The sequence below is a fragment of the Pseudarthrobacter sp. CC12 genome, from assembly GCF_039907755.1.
Classification (GTDB): Bacteria; Actinomycetota; Actinomycetes; order Actinomycetales; family Micrococcaceae; genus Arthrobacter; species Arthrobacter niigatensis.
Genome location: NZ_JARDJH010000011.1, coordinates 1 through 19218 on the forward strand (window position 1 = coordinate 1; position 19218 = coordinate 19218).

Sequence of the window (19218 nt, forward strand, 5' to 3'; positions counted from 1 at the left end):
AACAACCACCGGCCCCACGGCAGCCTCGGAGGCAAAGCACCCATCAGCAGGTGCAACCAACCTACTGACTGAGTACATCTAGGCCGCAGCGCCGGCCGCCCCGCAACGCGGAAGGTCCAATGCCATGAAGAAGACCGCGGCCATCATCATGCTCATCCTCGGGATCCTGCTGACCCTCCCGGGCCTGGGCGCGCTGGCAGGCGGGGCCGTGGCGTCAGCCGTGGGAACCATCCAGGGAGATGGCTACCTCACGTCCGGCACGTCCCGTTTCTCCGTCAGTTCCTACGCCCTGACCTCCCCGCGCGCCGACTCCATCGGAGACGATGTTCCGGGCAGGCTGCCCTTCGACGTCGGCACCCTGCGGCTGCGCGTTGAACCGGTGGCCGCGGACAAACCGGTCTTCATCGGCATTGCCCCGCAGGCCGACGCCGAACAGTACCTCTCCGGGGTTCACCACTCGGAACTGCTCAACATCCGCCAGCGGCCGTTCCGCGCCGAATACCGCGACGTACCGGGCGGCAACCCGGCTTCACCGCCCGCGGACCAGCGCATCTGGACCGCCTCCGCGTCAGGAACGGGAGCGCAGGAGCTCACCTGGAACATCACGCCCGGCACCTGGGAAGTGGTGGTAATGAACGCGGACGCCTCCGCCGGGATCGATGTGCAGGCGCAGGCCGGCTTCCGTTCCGACCTGATCCGGCCGGCCGCCATGGGACTGCTGGTGGGCGGCATCATCGCCCTGCTGATCGGTGTTCCCCTCCTTATTATTGGGGCCGCCGGGCTGGGCCGGCATACAGTTCCCCCAGCGCCATCCCCCGCGGGAACAGCAGCGGCCGAAGGGCTCCCCGGCTACCCGGCCCGGCTCTACGGCGAGATTGATCCGGCCCTTACCCGGTGGATGTGGCTGGTCAAGTGGTTCCTGGCGATACCGCACTTCATCCTGCTCTTCTTCCTCTGGTTCGCATTCGCCATCACCACCATCGTGGCCGGGTTCGCCATCCTGTTCACCGGCCGCTACCCGCGGGCACTCTTCGACTTCAACGTAGGCGTCCTGCGGTGGAACTGGCGTGTGGCCTTCTACGCCTACGCCGCCGTGGGGACTGACCTTTACCCGCCGTTCACGCTAAAACGGGCCAACTACCCCGCCGACTTCGAGGTGGACTACCCACAACGGCTCTCGCGCGGACTGGTCCTGGTCAAGTGGTGGCTCCTGGCCGTCCCCCACCTGCTCCTGGTGGGCGCCTTCGCGGGGACCACGGGAGCTGTCTGGCGGTGGCAGGCCGACGACAACGTCTTCGGCAGCACCTACGAACGGGGTTCCGGCCTGTCCCTGCTCGGCCTGCTGGTGCTGGTCGCGGCAGTGATCCTGCTGTTCACCGGCCGGTACCAGCGCCCGCTCTTCGATTTCATCCTCGGCATCGACCGCTGGATCTACCGTGTCCTGGTGTACACCGCGCTGATGCGGGACGAATATCCGCCCTTCCGGCTGGACCAGGGCGCCGCCGAACCCGGCTGGCCCGCCCCGCCCCTTCCCCCGGCCGTGCCGCCGCCGCCCGTTGCGCCATGACCTTCGGCCCTAGCCCCAGCACGCATCCGCAGGCATGATGGGCGGGACAACGCGGGTCCGATGAGGGAGCAGACATGAGCATTGCCGGGGCACCAATAGCCAGGATCGTAGTGGGCGTCGACGGGTCGGAAGCGTCCGTGGAGGCACTTCGGCAGGCCCAGAGGATGGCCATGCCCCTCGGCGCCAAGGTCCAGGCCCTTGCCTGCTGGGAATACCCGCAAATGTACAGCGGCTACGTGATGATGGGCGTCGAGGGCTTCGAGGAGGGTGCCAGGAAAGTCCTCGACGACGCAGTGGAACAAGCCTTCGGAGGCGAGACACCGGCCAACGTCACGTCGACCCTGGTCCGCAGCCATCCCCGCGAAGCGCTGATCGACGCCAGCCGCGAGGCCGACATGGTCGTGGTGGGCCGGCGGGGGCACGGCGGGTTCGGCGGCCTGCTCCTGGGCTCGGTCAGCTCCGCCATCGTGGCGCACGCGCATTGCCCGGTGCTGGTAGTCCACACTCCGGAGACCGGACCCGGCGGCCCCAAAGGTTCCTGAACGGAACATCGGCGGCAAGGACGGCTGACATCCAAGGCAGGTGATGGTGGTGCCGGCCGGTGAGGTACGACGACGGGCGGCCGCGATGGCGCTCGCCGCCGCCCTGGCGGTCCTCGCCATCATCCTGGCCCTGTTGCTTCCGGCACCCACGGCCGGACCGCCGTCGGCCGCTCCGTCCCCATCAGTGGCGCTTCCGCCGGCGCCGCCGGGATCACCCAGTCCGCCGGCTCCGGGCCGTTCCGCGCCGGCGCAGGAGCTGCAGGAAACCGACACCCCCGAGGCAGGCCAGGCTCCGGTCCAGCCACCCGTGACCGAGCCGCCGGTTCCAGCGCCACCGGTTCCCGAACCAGGGCCACCCGAAGCGCCGGACCAGCCTCCGGAACCGCCCCGGCCGGTGCAGCTTCCGGAGTCCCTCCGCGGCCAGGACCTGACGGTAATCCCCGGCGCCGGCCGCGTAGTGGCCCTCACCTTCGACGCGGGAGCCAACGCGGCAGGGCTGCCAAAAATCCTGTCCGCCCTTGCCGCCCGCGGCGTGCCCGGGACCTTCTTCCTGACCGGGAACTGGGCGGCGAACAACCCGCAGGCCGTGGCGCAGATCGCGGCCGCCGGGCACCGGGTGGCCAACCATTCAATGACCCATCCGGTGTTCACCGGGCTGGGCGATGACCAGATCGTCCAGCAGGTGCGCGGTGCAGAGCAGGCCATCCTGGCGGCCGGTGCCGACCCCAGGCCGCTGTTCCGCTTCCCCTACGGCGAACGCGACGCGCGCACCATCGCGGCGGTCAACACACTGGGCTATGCGGCCGTGAGGTGGACCGTGGACACCCTGGGCTGGAAGGGGACCAGCGGCGGCGTGGACGTCCAAACGGTGGCAGACCGCGTCCAGGCGGGACTGCGGCCCGGCGAAATCGTCCTGATGCACATCGGGTCCAACCCCGACGACGGGACCACGCTCGATGCCGACGCCCTCCCCGGGGTCATCGACCGCGTCACGGCGGCGGGGTATGGTTTCGCCACGCTCGACGCCCTGCTGGGCCACTGACCCCGGGCCGGAACAGGACCAATGGCTCTCCCCCGCACCCCTGTGGGGCCAGATACTGGAACGGAAAGCGGGCGGCTGGCGTCCGCCTTCATGGGACCGGAGGTCGCGGAAGTGTACGGCTGGAACGATGGCATGGGCCTGTGGGGCTATGTCCTGATGAGCATCAGCATGGTGGTGGTCTGGGGTGCGATCATTACCGGCATCGTGCTGCTGGCCCGTTCCCTGCGGGCACCCTCCCCCTACGGCGCCCATCCACAGCCCCCTCGGACGGCCGAGGACGTACTGGCCGAGCGCTTCGCCCGCGGGGAGATCGACGCCGCGGAATACCAAAACAGGTTGGCCGTCCTGCGCGGCCACCCGGGTCCCTGAGACCGTCCTTCCCGCAGGCAAAAGGACAGTGGGCTGCAGCCATGCCACTCTCTGAATTCGAGAAACGCGAACTCGACCTGATCAGCAATGCCCTGGAGTCGGAAGACCCAAGGCTGGCAGCCCTGCTCAACAAGGATGCCTTTGCCGTTTCGCTGCGTACCCGCTTCCGGCGCGGACTGGCCCTGGTTGCCGCGGGCGCGGCCGTCCTGATCCTGGGGCTGGTGGTCCGGGTCCCGCTGCTGGGTATCGCGGGGTTCGCGGTCATGAACGGGGCAGCCTACTGGGCCATCAAGGACCTCCGCTGGTCCCTGCGCACCACCAACCGCCATGTCACCCAACTGGAAGGCAACAGCGAATAAGCGTCAGGGCGCGGCAGTGGAATGGGCCGCGCCGGCGTCAGCCTTGGCTCCGGCTTCCGGGGCGTGCACCACCAGCACCGGGCAGTAGGCATGGCTCACGCAGGCTGAACTGACCGATCCGGGCACGAAGTTTCCGTGCCCCCGCCTCCCGACAATCAGCAGTGAGGCGTTTCGGCTCGCATCGATCAGTGCGGGGCCGGGCCTGCCGCGCACCAGGCGGGGGTGCACGAAGGACGGCACCTCACCGAAAGCGTCCGCCAGCGTCTGTTGGAGTACCTGGTCGGCGGCATACTTGAAGCCCTCGATCCCCACGGCGAGGTACACCCCGTAGCCCGCTGGAACGTCCCAGCACGCCCAGGCTTCCACCGGTGCTGAGAGGGGCTCCGCCATGGCCCGGGCCACCCGCAGCGCTGCGACGGATGCCTCGGATCCGTCCACTCCCACAATGATCCTGGGACGCTGGCCGGAGCCGTGCACCGCCGCCCCGTTCCCATGTTCTGCCACGTTGCCTCCTGTTTCCTCCCACCCCAGCGTGGACCGGAAGGGGTGCGGAGAACAGGGCCAAAGGTCATCACGGCGGAACGCTGCTGTAGTACCGGCCGCAGCCGCGGCGGCGACCTGCGGGGCCGGCCGGACTTTGGTCCCTTCCCGCGCACCGCTGCGCAGGGAACAATGGGACCAGGCCCTTCCCGGGGGCCGCCCCGCGCAGGCGGGTTGAATCGTGGAGATTGTGGGAGCGTTCGGTGCAGATGCATGAGACTGGGGCTGATGAAGCGGCGGGATCTCCCGGGCAGGTCCGTGTGTTCATCCTTGATGACCACGAACTCGTCCGGCAGGGGCTGAAGGACCTGTTGGAGGGCGAAGGGTTCCTCGTGGTGGGCGAGAGCGGGTCCGCGGCAGAAGCCACGCGGCGCATCCCCGCGCTGCACCCGGACATCGCCATCCTCGACGGCCGGCTTCCGGACGGCACGGGGATCGAGGTCTGCCGGGATGTGCGCTCGCTTGATCCCCGCCTGCGCTGCCTGATCCTCACCAGCTACGACGACGAACAGGCCCTCCGGGGAGCGGTCCTGGCCGGCGCATCCGGGTACATCCTGAAGCAGATCAGGAGTGATGACCTCCTGGCCGGAATCCGGAGGGCTGCTGCCGGTGAGTCACTCTTTGATCCGGGAGTTGAGCAGCAGATCATTGCGGGCCTGTCCACAGCGCCTACCGACCCCCGGCTGGACGGCTTGAGCGCGCAGGAGAAGAAGGTCCTGGCCCTGATCGGCCAGGGGCTGACCAACCGCCAAATCGGCGATGACCTGTTCCTGGCCGAAAAAACCGTCAAGAACTACGTTTCGTCGATCCTGGCCAAACTGGGCTTCGAGCGCCGGACGCAGGCAGCAGTCTTCGTCACCAGGAGTTCCACGGACCCTGCCTGACGCCGCCGCCTGGGGCTACGCCAGCGGGACCGACCATTTCAGGCAGGTGCCCATGCCGGGCGCACTGTCAATGGTGCAACTGCCCTTCAGCTGGACTGCGCGTTGGCGCATGTTCGCCAGGCCGCTTTCGTGGCCCGGTTCGGCGAAGCCCCGGCCGTTGTCGCTGATGAGGAGCTGCACCTGGTCCCGGCCCACGGACACCGACACCTGGATGTCTTCCGCCCCCGAGTGCCGCAGGGCATTGCTGAGCCCCTCCGACGCCACGGACAGCAGGTGGACGGCCACGTCTTCCCCCACCGAATCCACCGGCCCGTCCAGGGACACCTTGGGCGTCACCGCATAGCTGCGGGAGCTTTCCCTGACCACGCGCAGGATCCGGCCGGTCAACGGTTCGCGTTCCTCGTCAGCGGTCCTGAGCGAGTAGATGGTGTCCCGCAGCTTGCGGATGGTGTCATCGAGTTCGGTGGTCACGGCGGCAATCCGTTCGTGCGCTACCGGGTCAAGGGTGTAGCGGCGCAGGCTCTGGATGCTGAGTCCGGCTGCGAACAGTCGCTGGATCACCAGGTCATGCAGGTCCCGGGCAATCCGTTCCCGGTCGGTGAAAAGGAGGTTCTGTTCACGCAGTGCGTTCACGCGGGCCAGGTCCAGCGCCAGGCCGATGCGGCTTCCAAAAACGGCACTGGACTCCGCTTCCGCCTGCGTGAACACGGGGGCCCCGTGGGCGCGGGCCAGGAGGAGCACCCCGTTGTTGGCGGAACTGTGCCCCAGCGGGCACACCAGGACGGAGCCGAGCTTCTCCGCCACCTCGCCGTCGAAAACCTGACGCGGGTCCCGCGCCACGAATGAGCCGCCGTCCTGGATGACGTTGGACACGGCACTGGAGGCCATCAGTTCCTGGCCCGACTGGAGGCCCTGGACACCAAGGCATGACCGGCACCTCAGGGCTCCGTCACCGGCAGGAACGGCGATCACCGCAAGCACCGAGTCGGAGACCTTCAATGCGGTGCCGGCAACGAGGTCGAGGTTATCCGGGTCCCCCGGTTGGGAGGCCATGATTAAGCGGCTGCTCAGTTCCATGCCTGCTTCCAGCCATCGCTGCCGCCGGCTACTGTCTTCAAAGTGGCGGGCATTCTGGATTGCCACTCCGGCCGCGGCCGCCAAGGCAACGGCGAGATCCTCATCCTCCGCGGTGAAATCCTGGCCCCCCTGCTTCTCGGTCAGGTAGAGGTTTCCGAACACTTCGTCGCGTACGCGGACAGGGACGCCAAGGAAGGTCTTCATGGGCGGATGGTTCGGCGGAAACCCGGAGGTGATGGGGTGCCGGCCCAGGTCGTGGAGGCGCAGGGGCTTCGGTTCGCGGATGAGCAGGCCCAGGACGCCATGGCCGGTGGGCAGCTCGCCAATGGCACGGATACCTTGCTCATCGATGCCCACGGTTATGAAGTGGCTCAGCCTGCGGTCCTCGCCGATGACACCCAGCGCGCCGTACCCCGCCCCAACCAAGGCACAGGCAGAACGGACAAGGCGGTCCAAAACGGCCTCCAGGCTAAGGTCCTGGGCGAGCGCAACCACGGCCGCCAACAGTCCGTTGATCCGTTCCTGGTTGTCCGGCGGTTCGTCTCCCCGGACAGCGAAGTCCCGGAGCAGGTCCTCCACCGTGTCCCGCGTCGGGGACCGCCACGGTTGCTCAGTGCCCACGTCCCACCTCCTGCGGAAGGAACCTGCGGCGCTGCGGATCCCTGGCGCGGTCTAAGTGTCCGAAACGGAAGTGCCGGCCTCCGCCCCCAATTCCGCCTTCACATGAGCATGAAGACGCTTCTCCTCCAATGGTAGGAGAGCAGGGCGAAAAATACCCTCAGTAGTCTTGGTATCGGCCCCCGGCCCGTTGGGCGGGACCTTCTTCCCTAGCCGCGGCGGGCCCACCGCCCTAGGCTACGGCCATGAACAGCGCAGCGACAGAACCGGAAATCAAGGAACTCGGCGTCCACGACTGCTGGCGGTACCTCCGATCCACGTCCCTTTGCAGGATCGCCTTCACCGACGGGGGCGGGGTGGAAAACTACCCCGTGAACTTTGTCCCCACCAACGGCACGCTGCTCATCCGTACCGGCGAAGGAACAAAGCTGGCCTCCCTTCCGGACCGGAAGGCGGTGGCCGTCGAAGCGGACGGAATGAACCAGTACGGCACCATCGCCTGGAGCGTCATCCTGAAGGGCCATGCCATGGTGGTGTCCGACGACGAGGAAATCAGGGATGCCATGGAGGCGGGCCTGTCCCCGTGGCAGCCGGGCCGGAAAAACGTCCTGGTCCGGATCACGCCGGAGGACATCAACGGCCGCCGGTTCGTCATCTCTGCCCCAACCCATTGGTGGCCGCCCCGGGAGCCCACCGCAGACTAGGCCATGCAGCCCCACCCCTCACCACTCACGAAGAACCAGCAAAGGATGGTCCCCATGGCACCTGCCAAGCCAATCGCCGTCGGCATCTCTGAAACTTCCGCGGCCAATGCTGCCCTGATGTGGGCAGCTGCCCGGGCCAACCGGCTCCACTGCCCGCTCGCCGTCGTGAACGTTGTTGACGACCGTTGGATGGCAGCAGAAGTCCTGCCCTACCTGGAAGTCCTGCGTGAATCCGGCCTTGGGCTGCTGAAGGAGGCCGGCGAAAAGGCCACCGCCGCCCAACCGGGCCTGGAGGTCTCGCTGCAGCTCCTCGAAGGCGGCGTGGGGGCTGCACTGGGTGATTATTCCAAGAATGCCTCCATGCTTGTCATCGGGACCAGCGGGCACAACCGCGGCGCCCTGAAGGACCGGGCGCTCCAGGCGGCTGCAACGGCCGAGTGCCCCGTGGCCGTCATCGGCGACGGCCAGTCGGAGGGCCGCGGCATCCTGGTCGGCGTGGACGGGTCACGGGAGGCAACCCAGGCAGTAGCGTTCGCGGCCGCCGAAGCGGACGCGCTGGGCGAGGAGCTGACCATTCTCTACGCTTTCACCGGCCCCAACCGGTGGATCGCTGCAGGACTCCCGCAGAGCAGCTTCGCCACCCATGTGGTCGAGGAGGAACGGATCGTGCTGTCCGAAACAGAGGCCGGCCTCCGGCAGGACTATCCGGACCTCGCGGTACACGCCGTCATGGAAACCGTGCTGGAACCGGCGGACGCCCTGCTGCGCGCTGCCGCCGGCGCCCGGCTGCTGGTCCTGGGAAGCCGCGGAAAAGGTGGCTTCGGGAGGTTCGTCCTGGGGTCCACGGCGCATGCCGTGCTCACCCAACCACCGTGCCCCACCGTGATCACCCGGATGCACAAGCAACACGACGGCTGACCGGGCCTGCCGCCTGGCCGCACGATGCCGATACCTGCGGACCCCAGTGCACCGCGCCCGGGAGTGGACATGCGCCGTTCCCGGGACGGGCTCTCCACCACCGAAGTACGTGAGCGGACCGCTGCCGGGCGGGTCAACAGTGTGCCGACGGCAACCAGCAGGAGTGCCGGCGAGATCATCCAGGCGAATGTGTTCACCCTCTTCAACGCGGTGGTGGGAGGGTGTTTCATCCTGCTGCTGGTTTTGGGCCAGTGGCGGGATGCGCTCTTCGGCCTGTCAGCAGTCAGCAACTCACTGATCGGCATTATCCAGGAGTACCGGGCCAAGCGGTCCCTCGACCAGCTGGCCATATTGCAGGCAGCCAGGAACATGGTGGTCCGGAACGGTGCCCGGGAAGTCATCTCCTCGGAAGATCTGGTTCCTGATGACCTCGTTGTGCTCAATGCCGGAGACCAGGTCACGGCAGACCTGTTGCTTATCGGCAACAGCCCGCTCGAAGTTGACGAGTCCCTGCTGACCGGCGAATCCGAGCCCGTCCCCAAACAGGACGGGGCCGTCCTGCTGTCCGGTTCACTGATCCTCGCGGGAAACGGGCAAGCCACCGTGCTCCGGGTTGGACCTGAAACGTCCGCTTACCGGCTGGCCGCCGAGGCACGGCGGTTCTCCCTGGTCACGTCGGAGATCCGCAGGAGCCTGGAGAAAGTCTTCACCGTCATCACCTGGCTGCTCCTGCCCGTTGCCTTGCTGCTCACTAATGCGCAGATGCAGGACCAGGGCGGTTGGGGCGGAGCGATGGGATCGGGACGGTGGGTACCGGCGGTCGTGGGAGCCGTCGCCGGCATCATGGCCATGATTCCCTTGGGGCTCCTCCTGATGACCAGCGTGGCGTTTGCCGTCGGCGGGCTCCGGCTTGCCCGCCAGAAAGTCCTGATCCAGGAACTCGCCGCCGTGGAAGTACTGGCACGGGTGGACGTCCTTTGCCTGGATAAAACGGGCACGCTGTCCTCCGGCTCCATGGTCTTCGATGCCGTCCACCATGCCGGGGACGTCCGCCCAGGCGGGTGGCGGCGGGCGGTGGAATGGTTTGGCGCCAGCCCGGACGCGAGCAGTACCGCTGCGGCGATCGGGGCAGCCTTTCCTGCCGACATTCCGCTCACGGAGCAGGATTCAGTCCCGTTCTCCTCCGCCCGGAAGTGGAGTTCGGTGACGTTCGCGCCGGAATCCGCCGCTCCCGGAACGTGGGTCCTCGGAGCCCCCGACTCGGTGCTCGGCTCCCCGGGCTGCGGCAAGGTGCACGGCATGGCGGTTGCCCTCGCATCCACCGGGCTGAGAACGCTGGCACTGGCACATCTTCCGGGACCGCTGCCGCCGGATGCCGCAGGGACTGACCTGCCGCCGGAGCTGGTGCCGGTCCTGCTGCTCACCTTCCGTGAGAGCATTCGTGCCGACGCCGCGGAAACTCTGGAATACTTCCGCCGGCAGGGGGTTGCCGTCAAGATCATCTCCGGTGACGATCCCCGGACGGTGGCAGCGCTGGCCCGCGGGGTGGGCTTTGGAACCGGGACTGCCTACGACGCACGGACGCTTCCCGCCAATCCGCTCCTGCTGGAGGAAGTCGTCGAGTCCCAAGACCTCTTCGGAAGTGTGACGCCATCCCAGAAGCGGGACCTGGTCCAGGCCATGAAGCGACGGGGACATACCGTGGCAATGACCGGGGACGGAGTGAACGACGTCCTGGCCCTCAAGGAGGCGGACCTGGGAATCGCCATGGACTCGGCGTCGCCTGCGACCAAGGCCGTGGCACGTATGGTCCTCCTCGACGGGCGTTTCGAAAGGCTGCCCGCTGTAGTGGACGAGGGACGCCGCGCCATCAGCAACATCGAACGCGTCTCCCTGGTCTTCCTGAGCAAGACCGTCTACGCAACGGTCATCTCCGTGGTCACCGGCATCCTGTTACTGGCCTTTCCGTTCCTGCCGCGCCAGCTTTCCGCCCTGGACGGCCTGACCATCGGCCTGCCGGCGTTCTTCCTGGCCCTGCAGCCAGGCGGCCAGCGCTACGCCGCCGGGTTCCTGCGGCGTTCCCTGACCTTCGCGGTCCCGGCAGGAATCTGCACGGCCCTGTGCGTCCTGGCGGTCAGCGCGTATGGGCAGTTATGGGGCGGACACAGCCTTGCGTCCGCGCAGTCTGCGGCCACCATAACCCTGGGACTGGTGGCGGCGTGGATCCTGGTGATGGCATCGCGCCCCCTCAACTGGACCAAGGTGCTGATCCTCGCCGGGATGTACGCGGGACTGGTCCTGTTGTTCAGCCTCCCATTGACGCAGGACTTCTTCCGGGTGGAGTGGCCGCCCTCCGGACTCCTTGCCGTGTCCGTTGCGGTTGCGGTTGCCGGGTGCCTGGCCATCGAAATTGTTGGCCGTTTCACCCGCCGGCCGTCCACGCCTGCCCGCGGAACAGGGCTGGGACCTTTGACTCTGGAACCGGATTCCCGGGAAGGGGATGGTGGAACTGCCGGGCAACGCGATGGACCGGCATCCACCTGAGCAGGAGACAACAATGAATGACCTGATGAAATGGTTCGACAACCGCCGCTCCCCCATGGACGTCATCGAACGGCTTTTTGAAGGCGATGTGGGGACGTCCGCCATCCGGGTTGAAGAGATGGTGGACGGCAATACGCTGGTGGTGCGGGCCGAACTGCCTGGCGTCGACCCGGAGAAGGACGTGGACGTGACGGTCACCGACGGCGTCCTGACGATCAAAGGCGAACGGCAGGAAAAGAAGGAACACAAGGACAAGGACAGCTACCGTTCCGAGTTCCGCTACGGTTCGTTTGTCAGGCGGATTCCCCTCCCAAGTGGAGTTCAGCAGGGCGACGTAACGGCATCGTACAAGGATGGAGTCCTAGAAGTCCGGGCGCCAATGCCGGACCAGGGGCAGGCAGCCGCGGCGTCGAAGATCCCCATCAGCCGGGGTTAGGGACAGCCAGGTTACGACGCCGGTGCCTGGCCCTGTGAGGGCCAGGCAGTTTATTGCCCCTTGGCCAGGGCTGCCTCCGCCGCCGCAATGACGGGCAGCGTCCTGACATAGGTATCAGGATTCAGGGACACCGAGTCGATCCCCTCCCTGACCAGGAACTCCGCCAGGTCCGGATGGTTGCTGGGCCCCTGTCCGCAGATTCCGATTTTGATGCCGGCGGCGTGGGCCTTGCTGATCGCCTGGGCAATCATGGACATCACTGCCGGGTCCCGCTCATCGAACAATCCTGCAAGCTCCTCGGAGTCGCGGTCCACACCCAGCACCAGCTGGGTGAGATCGTTGGACCCGATGGAGAAGCCGTCAAAACGCTTGGCGAATTCCCCGGCCAGGACCACGTTGGACGGGATTTCGCACATCATGTAGAGCTGGAGCCCTTCCTGGCCGCGGACCAGCCCTTGCTCCTCCATCGCCTCGATGACCTGGTCCGCCTCGCGCACGGTGCGGCAGAACGGAACCATGACAATGACGTTGCCGAATCCAGCCCGTTCCCGCACGCGTTTGAGGGCCCTGCACTCCAATGCGAACCCTTCACGGTAGTGGCTGCTGTAGTAGCGTGAAGCGCCGCGGAACCCCAGCATGGGATTTTCCTCTGCACGCTCGAAAGCACTGCCGCCAATGAGGTGGCTGTATTCGTTGCTCTTGAAGTCGCTGAGCCGGACGATCACCGGCTTGGGGTGGAATGGCGCCGCGATCTTGGCTATTCCGGTTGCCAGCACGTCGATAAAGTATTCCTGCGGATCCGGGTAGCCGCTGGTGAGCTGCCGTATCAGGGCCGCCTCTTCCGGATCCGCAACTTTTTCGGGATGGACCAGTGCCATCGGGTGGATGCGGACCAGGTTGTTGATGATGAACTCCATGCGGGCCAGGCCCACGCCGGCGGCGGGTAAACGCCACCACTTGAAGGCTGCCGCCGGGCTCGCAATGTTGATCATCACGGCCGTGCGGGTGGCTGGCAGTGCATGCATGTCCACGTCTTCCACGGAGAACTCCAACAGCCCCTCGTAGACGCGGCCCTCCTCGCCTTCCGCGCAGGACAAGGTGACCTCGACGCCGTCGGAAAGCACCTCGGTGGCGTTGCGGGACCCCACGACGGCGGGCACCCCCAATTCGCGGCTGACGATCGCTGCGTGGCTGGTTGGACCGCCGTGGTCGGTGATGATGCCCGCGGCCCGCTTCATGATGGGCACCCAGTCCGGGTCAGTCATCCGGGTGACCAGCACGGAGCCATCAACAAAGGACTCGATGTCCTTTGCATCCTGGACCACGCATGCCCGGCCTTTGGCGATGGAGTCGCCGATTGCTGCTCCGGTGACGAGGACCCGGCCGGGCTTTGCCAGGTGGTACGTGCGGAAGCTGGACGTGCTCCGGCGCGCCTGCACCGTTTCCGGCCGGGCCTGCACCATGAAGAGTTCGCCGGTCACGCCGTCCTTGGCCCACTCCATATCCATCGCACGGCCGTAGTGGTCTTCTACGGCCACTGCCCACCGGGCCAGCAGGACCACTTCCGTGTCATTCAGCACCAGCGAGCGCTGCTCCTGCTCCGTAGTATCGACCATCCGGGTCCGGGCATCCCCGCCCTGGCTGTAGACCATCTTGCGTTCTTTGGCCCCGATCTCCCTCTCGATGACCGGACTGAAGCGCTGGTCTGCGAGGAGCCCCTTAAAGACCTGGTACTTGTCCGGGTTGATGGTCCCCTGCACCACTGTCTCCCCCAGTCCCCAGGCCCCACTGATAACCACCACGCCGGGGAATCCGGATTCGGTATCGAGCGAGAACATCACGCCGGATGCGCCAACGTCCGAACGGACCATACGCTGCACGCCGACGGACAGGGCAACGTCCATGTGGCCGTACCCCTTCATTTCGCGGTAGCTGATGGCCCGGTCCGTAAACAACGAGGCGTAGCAGCGCCGGCACGCGTCGAGGACCCCGCGCTCGCCGGCCACGTTAAGGAAGGTTTCCTGCTGCCCGGCAAAGCTGGCATCCGGCAGGTCTTCCGCTGTGGCGCTGCTGCGGACCGCAACGGAAACCGAGGGCTGCCCGGCCCGTTGGCAGAGGTTCCGGTAGTGCTCCTGGATGTCCGCGGCGATGTTTTCCGGAAAAGTTGCCTGCAGGAAGAGCTCACGGATCGCGGCCCCCGCCTGGCGCAGCGTGAGGGTCCCGGCGCGCTGTTCCTCCATGTGCATCTTGATCCGGGGCTCCAGGTTATTGGCAGCAAGGAATGCCCGGTAGGCGGCCGCAGTGGTGGCGAAGCCTTCGGGAACCCTGACTCCTGCGGATTGGAGGGCCCGGCTGAGCTCCCCGAGGGAGGCGTTCTTTCCTCCCACGGAGGGGATGTCCGCGATTCCGGTGTCCTCGATCCATACGACGTTCGCGACTGTAACGGAGGATTCTGCGGCGGCACTCATGGCTCGATTCTTGCCGGGGGCAGCAGGGGGCAGTCAGAGGCTTTGGTCCTTGGTGCGGCGCAGGCGCCCCCGGACGGATTTGTGGATCCAGTCCGCCAGCAGGACAGCGGGGGCTGCCAGGAGGGCGAGGAGGAGCCCTTCGGGGGGCGGCGGGGACTGGCCCAGCAGCGCAGCGAGCGACGGCAGGTACAGGCACGCCCCCAGGATGGCAGCTTCTGCGAGCACGGCCCAGACCAGGAGCCGGTTCGTTCCCCAGCCCAGTTTCCATGGGGGCACCGTTGCGCTCCGGCAGGCAAAGGCGTTTGCGAGTTGTCCCAGGACGACGGCGGTGAAGGCGGCCCCGGAAGCGGCCATCTGCAAGGGCACCTGTGGGTCCCGTCCCCGGGTCCAGCCGCCGCCTGCCAGGACAGCGGAGAACACGGCCATTTCGACTGCTGCTTCCACCGGGCCCAGGATGCAGAACACGCGGATGATCAGGCGCCGGTCCATGAGGTGCCGGCGTTCGGGCGGCTGGGTCAGCACGCGCCTCCCCGGCGGCTCGGCACCCAGGGCGAGCGCCGGCAGCAGGTCGGTGCCGATGTCCAGGGCGAGGATCTGGAGGACACCCAGGGCCAGCGGAAAGTGGCCGCCGGAGAGCGCCCAGATGACGAAGGGGGTCAGTTCGGCCACGTTGTCGGTGAGGTGGTAGGTGAGGAAACGGTGGATGTTGGCGTACGTTGCCCGGCCTTGTTCGATGGCGGCCACAATGGTGCCGAAGTGGTCATCGAGGAGGACCAGGTCCGCGGCTTCGCGCGCCACGTCGGTTCCGCTCAGGCCCATGGCCACCCCGATGTCGGCTTCACGCAGGGCCGGGCCGTCGTTGACGCCGTCGCCGGTCATGGCTACCACGTGCCCGCGGGACTGCAGGGCCCTGGCGACCCGAAGTTTTTGCTCGGGTGAGACCCTGCTGACCACCACTCCGTCACGGTCCAGGAGTGCTCCGAGCACCTGGTCGTCTTCCGGCAGTGCTGCGCCTTCCAGTACGTATTCCGGCGTTCCCGTCAAACCAATCTGCCGGGCGATCGCGGCGGCGGTGGCCGGATGGTCGCCGGTAATCATGGCCACCCTTAGACCTGCCTGCCGGGCTGTGCGGATCACGTCCCCGACATCCGGCCGCGGCGGGTCCTGCAGCCCGATCAGGCCCAGCAGTTCCATGCCCGTTTCGAGCTCCGCTGCGGCGGCGGACTGCCATGTTCCAGGGGCGCCTCCAAGCCGCCGGCGGGCCACCGCAATGACACGCAGGCCCATGTTCGCCATCACGTCCACCTGGTCCCTGACCGGGCCAGGAACGGACTCGCATACGGGAAGGACGGTTTCCGGGGCACCTTTACAGAAAAGGTCCTGCCCCACGATCGCTGACTCCCTGCGCCGGGCAGGATCGAACGGGAACCGCCGCGACGGCACGGGCCCGGACACTGTGCCCGTAAGCCTGCGTGCCAGGACGTCCATGGCCGCTTCCATCGGATCACCCTGGGCACGCCATTGTCCGTCGTGGAGCTCGGCACGGCCCTGGGAAGCGGTGCGGGCAGCGAGCGCGGCCTGGGCAGCTTTCTCGACGCCACGGCCTTCGATGTGCGCCTCAGGGGCGTAACCGTCCCCTGCCACGTGGATGGCGCCGTCGGCCGTGAAGACTTCGACGGCGTTCATCCGGTTCTGCGTCAGGGTCCCGGTTTTGTCCGTGCAAATAAAAGTGGTTGAGCCCAGGGTTTCCACTGCTTCGAGGTTGCGGACCAGTCCGTTGCGCGATGCCATGCGCTGGGCGCCCATGGCCAGGGACAGCGTGACGGTGGGCAGGAGTCCTTCCGGCACCAGCGCTACGGCAACGCCAATGGAGAACAGGAACGAATCGCGCCACTGGAATCCCACCAGCAGCGATGCCAGGAAGAAGACCGCCGCGATGCCCAATGCCATGCCCGCCGTAACCCGGACAATCCGCCGCAATTCCAGGGACAGGGGTGTTGGTGGCGGAACGGCAGCGCTGGTGAGGGCGGCGATCCCCGCGAGCCTGGTCTTGGCGCCTGTTGCGGCGACGGCGGCCTCCCCGTAACCGTTGACCAGGAAGGTGCCGCCCCAGGCCTGGTCCCCTGCGGTTTTGGGTACCGGGTCGCTTTCGCCCGTCAGCATCGATTCGTCCACCGCGCAGGCCTGGGCAGTCAAGAGGACCACATCTGCCGGTACGCGGTCGCCGGCAGACAGCAGCACCACATCTCCCACCACCAGTTCACTGGCGTGGACCTTTCGCACCTTTCCGTCCCGCCGGGCCAGTACGTCCGCCGGCAGCAGTCCCCGCAGTTTCGCGGCGGCGTGCTGGGCGCGTTCCTGCTGGATGTGGGCGAACACCCCGTTGACTATGACGACGACGATGATCGCCACTGCCAGTTGCGGCATGTCCGCGATGAAGGCCAGCGCGGCGGCGCACCACAGCATGAGGGCGAAGAAGTGCGTCATCTCGCCCCAGAGCTTCCGCCACTGGGATACGGGTTTCTCAGTGGGGAGCTGGTTGGGGCCTGCCTGTTTCAGGAGTTGCGCGGCCTCCGCTGAGCTCAGGCCCTCAGCGGTCCTCACACGGCGTCCGCCTCCTGCCCTACCAGGAGTACCGGGCAGTTGGAGTGGGCGGCGCAGGCCTTGCTGACCGAGCCCATGGCTGCCTTCAGCAGGCCGCCCTCGCCGTGCCGTCCCACCACCAGCATCTGCGCCCGCCGGCTCTCCTCCACCAGCACCTTTGCCGGTGGTCCAAACTTGATGGTGACGTCGATGTTTTCGGGCCGGTCGCCGGAGAAGGCCCGGCCCAGGGCGTCCTCAACCAGCCGACCCGCCGCATCCTCAAGCCTGGCGGTGAATTGCCGGTCCGCCCCTTCCAGGCGTGACATCACCAGGTAGTCAGGCATCCCGACGCAGGAGATGACTTCGAGGCGGGTGCCTAGACGGGCTGCAAGCGTGCCCGCGTAGCGAAGCGCGGCGGAGGAGTATTCAGAACCGTCCACACCCACGATGACGGGCTTGGCCCCTGTTTCTGCGTTCATGGGAACCACGATCCCGGCCGGGCAATGCCGAGGGAAGGGCCAAAGGTCATGCCGGCGGCGCAGCCGGCTTCCGGTCAGCACCGTGAAGCGCGCGCAGCCCGTTCAGGATGGTGGCCAGGTCCACGAACTCCTGCAGGAGGGCACCGGCGACGGCGGGAATGTACCCCGTCATGGCTATTGCCATCAGGACCAGGCTGAGCCCTATCCCGGTCCAGATGCTCACCAAAGCCACCGAGACGGTCCGTTTGCCAATGGCCACGGCCTGCGCAACTTTCGAGACGTCGTCGAGCATGATCACAACGTCCGCCGATTCACTGGCCGCGGTGGCACCCTTGGCACCCATCGCGATCCCCACGTCCGCCGCTGCGAGGACAGGTGCATCATTGACGCCGTCCCCCACCATCAGCACCGGCCGTTCCATGATGGCGGCCACCGTGTTGACCTTGTCCTCGGGGAGGCAATCCGCCTGGACGCGGCCGATCCCCGCTTCCTCGGCAATATGGGCTGCCGTGGCCTGCGCGTCACCTGTCAGCAGCATGGTGTTCCGCACGCCCAGGCTGCGCAGGCGGGCCAGGGTGTCCACGGCATTGCGGCGCAGCGGATCCTTCATGACCAGGGCACCGGCGTATCCGCCGTCCACGGCCACATGGACCGCCAGCTGTCCGCTGTGGACGGTGGCCTCCTGGAATCCGGTTGAGGAATTCCGCACCAGGCCGGCTTTGCCTACCACCACCCGCTGGCCGTCGCAGTCGGCTTCCACGCCGTGGGTTGCGTTTTCCGTGGCCTGCTGCACGGGAAGGAGTGTCAGGCCGGCGGCCGCGGCGGCTTCGATGACGGAGCCTGCCAGTACGTGCGAGGAGTACTGTTCGGCGGAGGCGGCCAGTTGCAGGATTCTCTGGCTGCCCAATGCCTCGCCTTGGCCCGGAGCCACCTGGATGCGGTCCAGGACCGGGCGCCCCGACGTGAGGGTTCCGGTCTTGTCGAAAACCGCTGTCTGGGCCTTCGCCAGCTGCTCGAGGGTGCGGGTGTTCTTGATGATGATGCCCTTGTGGGCGGCCTGGCTGGTACCGGCAAGGAAGGCCACCGGCGCCGCGATGAGGAGTGGGCAGGGTGTGGCCACCACCAGCACCTGGGCGAAGCGGAGGGGCTCGCCGGACAGGAGCCACGCGGTGCCGGCCATGGCCAGGGCCAGGATGGTGAAGGGAACGGCGTAGCGGTCAGCAAGCCGGACCACCGGCGCGCGGCTGTTGGACGCCTCTTCGACCAGCGCGATGATCCGGCTGTACTGGGAGTCCGCGGCGGTGGCTGAGGCGCGCATGCGGATGGCGGCCACCCCGTTGACTGAGCCGCTGAGCAGGGTTTCCCCCATGGTGTGCTCCACCGGCAGGCTTTCCCCGGTCAGTGAGGATTCATCGAGGCTGGCTGAGTCGGACAGGAGTTCGCCGTCCACGGGTACCAGTTCGGAGGGGCGGACCACCAGCACGTCCCCCTGGGCCACGTCGCCGATTGGGGTGTCCTCAAGGACCGCACCAGCTCCCTCGCGGTGGGCAAAACGTGGCGCCCGGTCCAGGAGGGACCGCAGTTCACGCGCGGCTCGTCCCTGGGCAAAGTCCTCCAGCGCCTCGCCGCCGGTAAGCATCAGGATGACCACCAGCGCAGCGAGGTATTCGCCCACCACCACCGTACTGACGATCGCCATCAGTGCCAGCAGGTCGATCCCCCAGCGTCCCTCCCGCAAGGACCGGACCATGCCGGCAGAACGTGCCACCACGATGACGGCAGCGTAGGCCGACGCGAGGACGCGGACCTGCAGTTCCAGGCCGAATTGGAGCAGCACCAGCACCGCTGCGAGCACCACACAAGTCAGCGCGACGACGGGATACCGCCTCATGAAGCCCCAGGCCCTTTCGACGGGCGACCCAGCGGATCCCCCTGCGTCCAAGTTGCCCGGGCTCCCGCCGGTGGCCGCAGGCGGGGCGGCGGGCTTCCTCATCCAGGACACTTCGGCAGGTGCTTCTTACGGTCCTCACACATGAAGCCGAACCTACCCTGCCGTCGACAGCCGGGCTAGGGCATTTGGCCCCGGCA

The 19218-nt window shown here is 67.1% G+C and carries 16 protein-coding genes; 10 read left to right on the plus strand and 6 right to left on the minus strand.

The features are described 5' to 3' along the window. The first annotated feature begins 124 nt into the window (after positions 1-124). From PV772_RS10060 to PV772_RS10080, 5 genes are all read left to right on the plus strand, one after another. Entirely contained in the window at positions 125-1567 is a 1443-nt protein-coding gene (locus PV772_RS10060) for a DUF4389 domain-containing protein (RefSeq protein ID WP_347886049.1), read from the plus strand. Between the two features lie 74 nt (positions 1568-1641). After that, positions 1642-2109 carry a universal stress protein gene (locus tag PV772_RS10065; protein WP_141181685.1) on the plus strand — a complete coding sequence of 156 codons (468 nt, stop codon included), beginning with the start codon at positions 1642-1644 and terminating at the stop codon, positions 2107-2109. Between the two features lie 43 nt (positions 2110-2152). After that, positions 2153-3151: a polysaccharide deacetylase family protein gene (locus tag PV772_RS10070; protein ID WP_347886050.1), complete on the plus strand. Its 999-nt coding sequence runs from the start codon at positions 2153-2155 to the stop codon at positions 3149-3151. 21 nt (positions 3152-3172) lie between these two features. Then, entirely contained in the window at positions 3173-3520 is a 348-nt protein-coding gene (locus tag PV772_RS10075; RefSeq protein ID WP_246839674.1) for an SHOCT domain-containing protein, read from the plus strand. Between the two features lie 41 nt (positions 3521-3561). Further along, positions 3562-3879 (plus strand): DUF3040 domain-containing protein, encoded by a 318-nt coding sequence (locus PV772_RS10080; protein WP_347886051.1) that lies wholly within the window; start codon positions 3562-3564, stop codon positions 3877-3879. A gap of 3 nt (positions 3880-3882) precedes the next feature. Here the strand turns inward: PV772_RS10080 and PV772_RS10085 are convergent, their stop codons facing one another. Next, the gene (locus tag PV772_RS10085) at positions 3883-4383 is read right to left on the minus strand and encodes a universal stress protein (protein ID WP_347886052.1); all 501 of its coding nucleotides are present in this window, start codon (positions 4381-4383) and stop codon (positions 3883-3885) included. Between the two features lie 245 nt (positions 4384-4628). Here PV772_RS10085 and PV772_RS10090 point away from each other — a divergent pair, with 245 nt between their 5' ends. Next, positions 4629-5303, plus strand: coding sequence for a response regulator transcription factor (locus PV772_RS10090; protein WP_168223144.1), 675 nt, complete (start codon positions 4629-4631; stop codon positions 5301-5303). Between the two features lie 15 nt (positions 5304-5318). On the opposite strand, the gene PV772_RS10095 is transcribed toward PV772_RS10090, so the two are convergent. Then, positions 5319-7001 carry a GAF domain-containing sensor histidine kinase gene (locus PV772_RS10095; RefSeq protein WP_347886053.1) on the minus strand — a complete coding sequence of 561 codons (1683 nt, stop codon included), beginning with the start codon at positions 6999-7001 and terminating at the stop codon, positions 5319-5321. Positions 7002-7243: 242 nt separating this feature from the next. Between PV772_RS10095 and PV772_RS10100 the strand changes: the two genes are divergently transcribed. The 4 genes from PV772_RS10100 to PV772_RS10115 all read left to right on the plus strand — a co-directional run bounded on the left by PV772_RS10100 (position 7244) and on the right by PV772_RS10115 (position 11600). Continuing rightward, positions 7244-7702: a pyridoxamine 5'-phosphate oxidase family protein gene (locus tag PV772_RS10100; protein ID WP_307356338.1), complete on the plus strand. Its 459-nt coding sequence runs from the start codon at positions 7244-7246 to the stop codon at positions 7700-7702. Positions 7703-7756: 54 nt separating this feature from the next. Beyond that, positions 7757-8620 (plus strand): universal stress protein, encoded by an 864-nt coding sequence (locus PV772_RS10105; RefSeq protein ID WP_347886054.1) that lies wholly within the window; start codon positions 7757-7759, stop codon positions 8618-8620. 69 nt (positions 8621-8689) lie between these two features. After that, on the plus strand, positions 8690-11164 hold the full coding sequence (locus PV772_RS10110; protein ID WP_347886055.1) for an HAD-IC family P-type ATPase: 2475 nt from the start codon (positions 8690-8692) through the stop codon (positions 11162-11164). Positions 11165-11177: 13 nt separating this feature from the next. Continuing rightward, positions 11178-11600 carry an Hsp20/alpha crystallin family protein gene (locus tag PV772_RS10115; RefSeq protein ID WP_347886056.1) on the plus strand — a complete coding sequence of 141 codons (423 nt, stop codon included), beginning with the start codon at positions 11178-11180 and terminating at the stop codon, positions 11598-11600. A 50-nt stretch (positions 11601-11650) separates the two neighbouring features. Here the strand turns inward: PV772_RS10115 and ppsA are convergent, their stop codons facing one another. Genes ppsA through PV772_RS10135 form a run of 4 tightly spaced genes read right to left on the minus strand, consistent with a single transcriptional unit; the run spans position 11651 to position 19123 of the window. Further along, positions 11651-14068, minus strand: a complete 2418-nt coding sequence (gene ppsA, locus PV772_RS10120; protein ID WP_347886057.1) for a phosphoenolpyruvate synthase — start codon at positions 14066-14068, stop codon at positions 11651-11653. Between the two features lie 33 nt (positions 14069-14101). Beyond that, a complete protein-coding gene (locus PV772_RS10125; RefSeq protein WP_347886058.1) occupies positions 14102-16672 on the minus strand; it encodes a cation-transporting P-type ATPase in 2571 nt (856 codons plus the stop codon). Next, entirely contained in the window at positions 16669-17130 is a 462-nt protein-coding gene (locus tag PV772_RS10130; protein WP_141160280.1) for a universal stress protein, read from the minus strand. Before PV772_RS10130 ends, PV772_RS10125 begins: the two co-directional genes overlap by 4 nt. 46 nt (positions 17131-17176) lie before the next feature. Continuing rightward, a complete protein-coding gene (locus tag PV772_RS10135; RefSeq protein ID WP_347886059.1) occupies positions 17177-19123 on the minus strand; it encodes a heavy metal translocating P-type ATPase in 1947 nt (648 codons plus the stop codon). Positions 19124-19218: the final 95 nt, after the last annotated feature.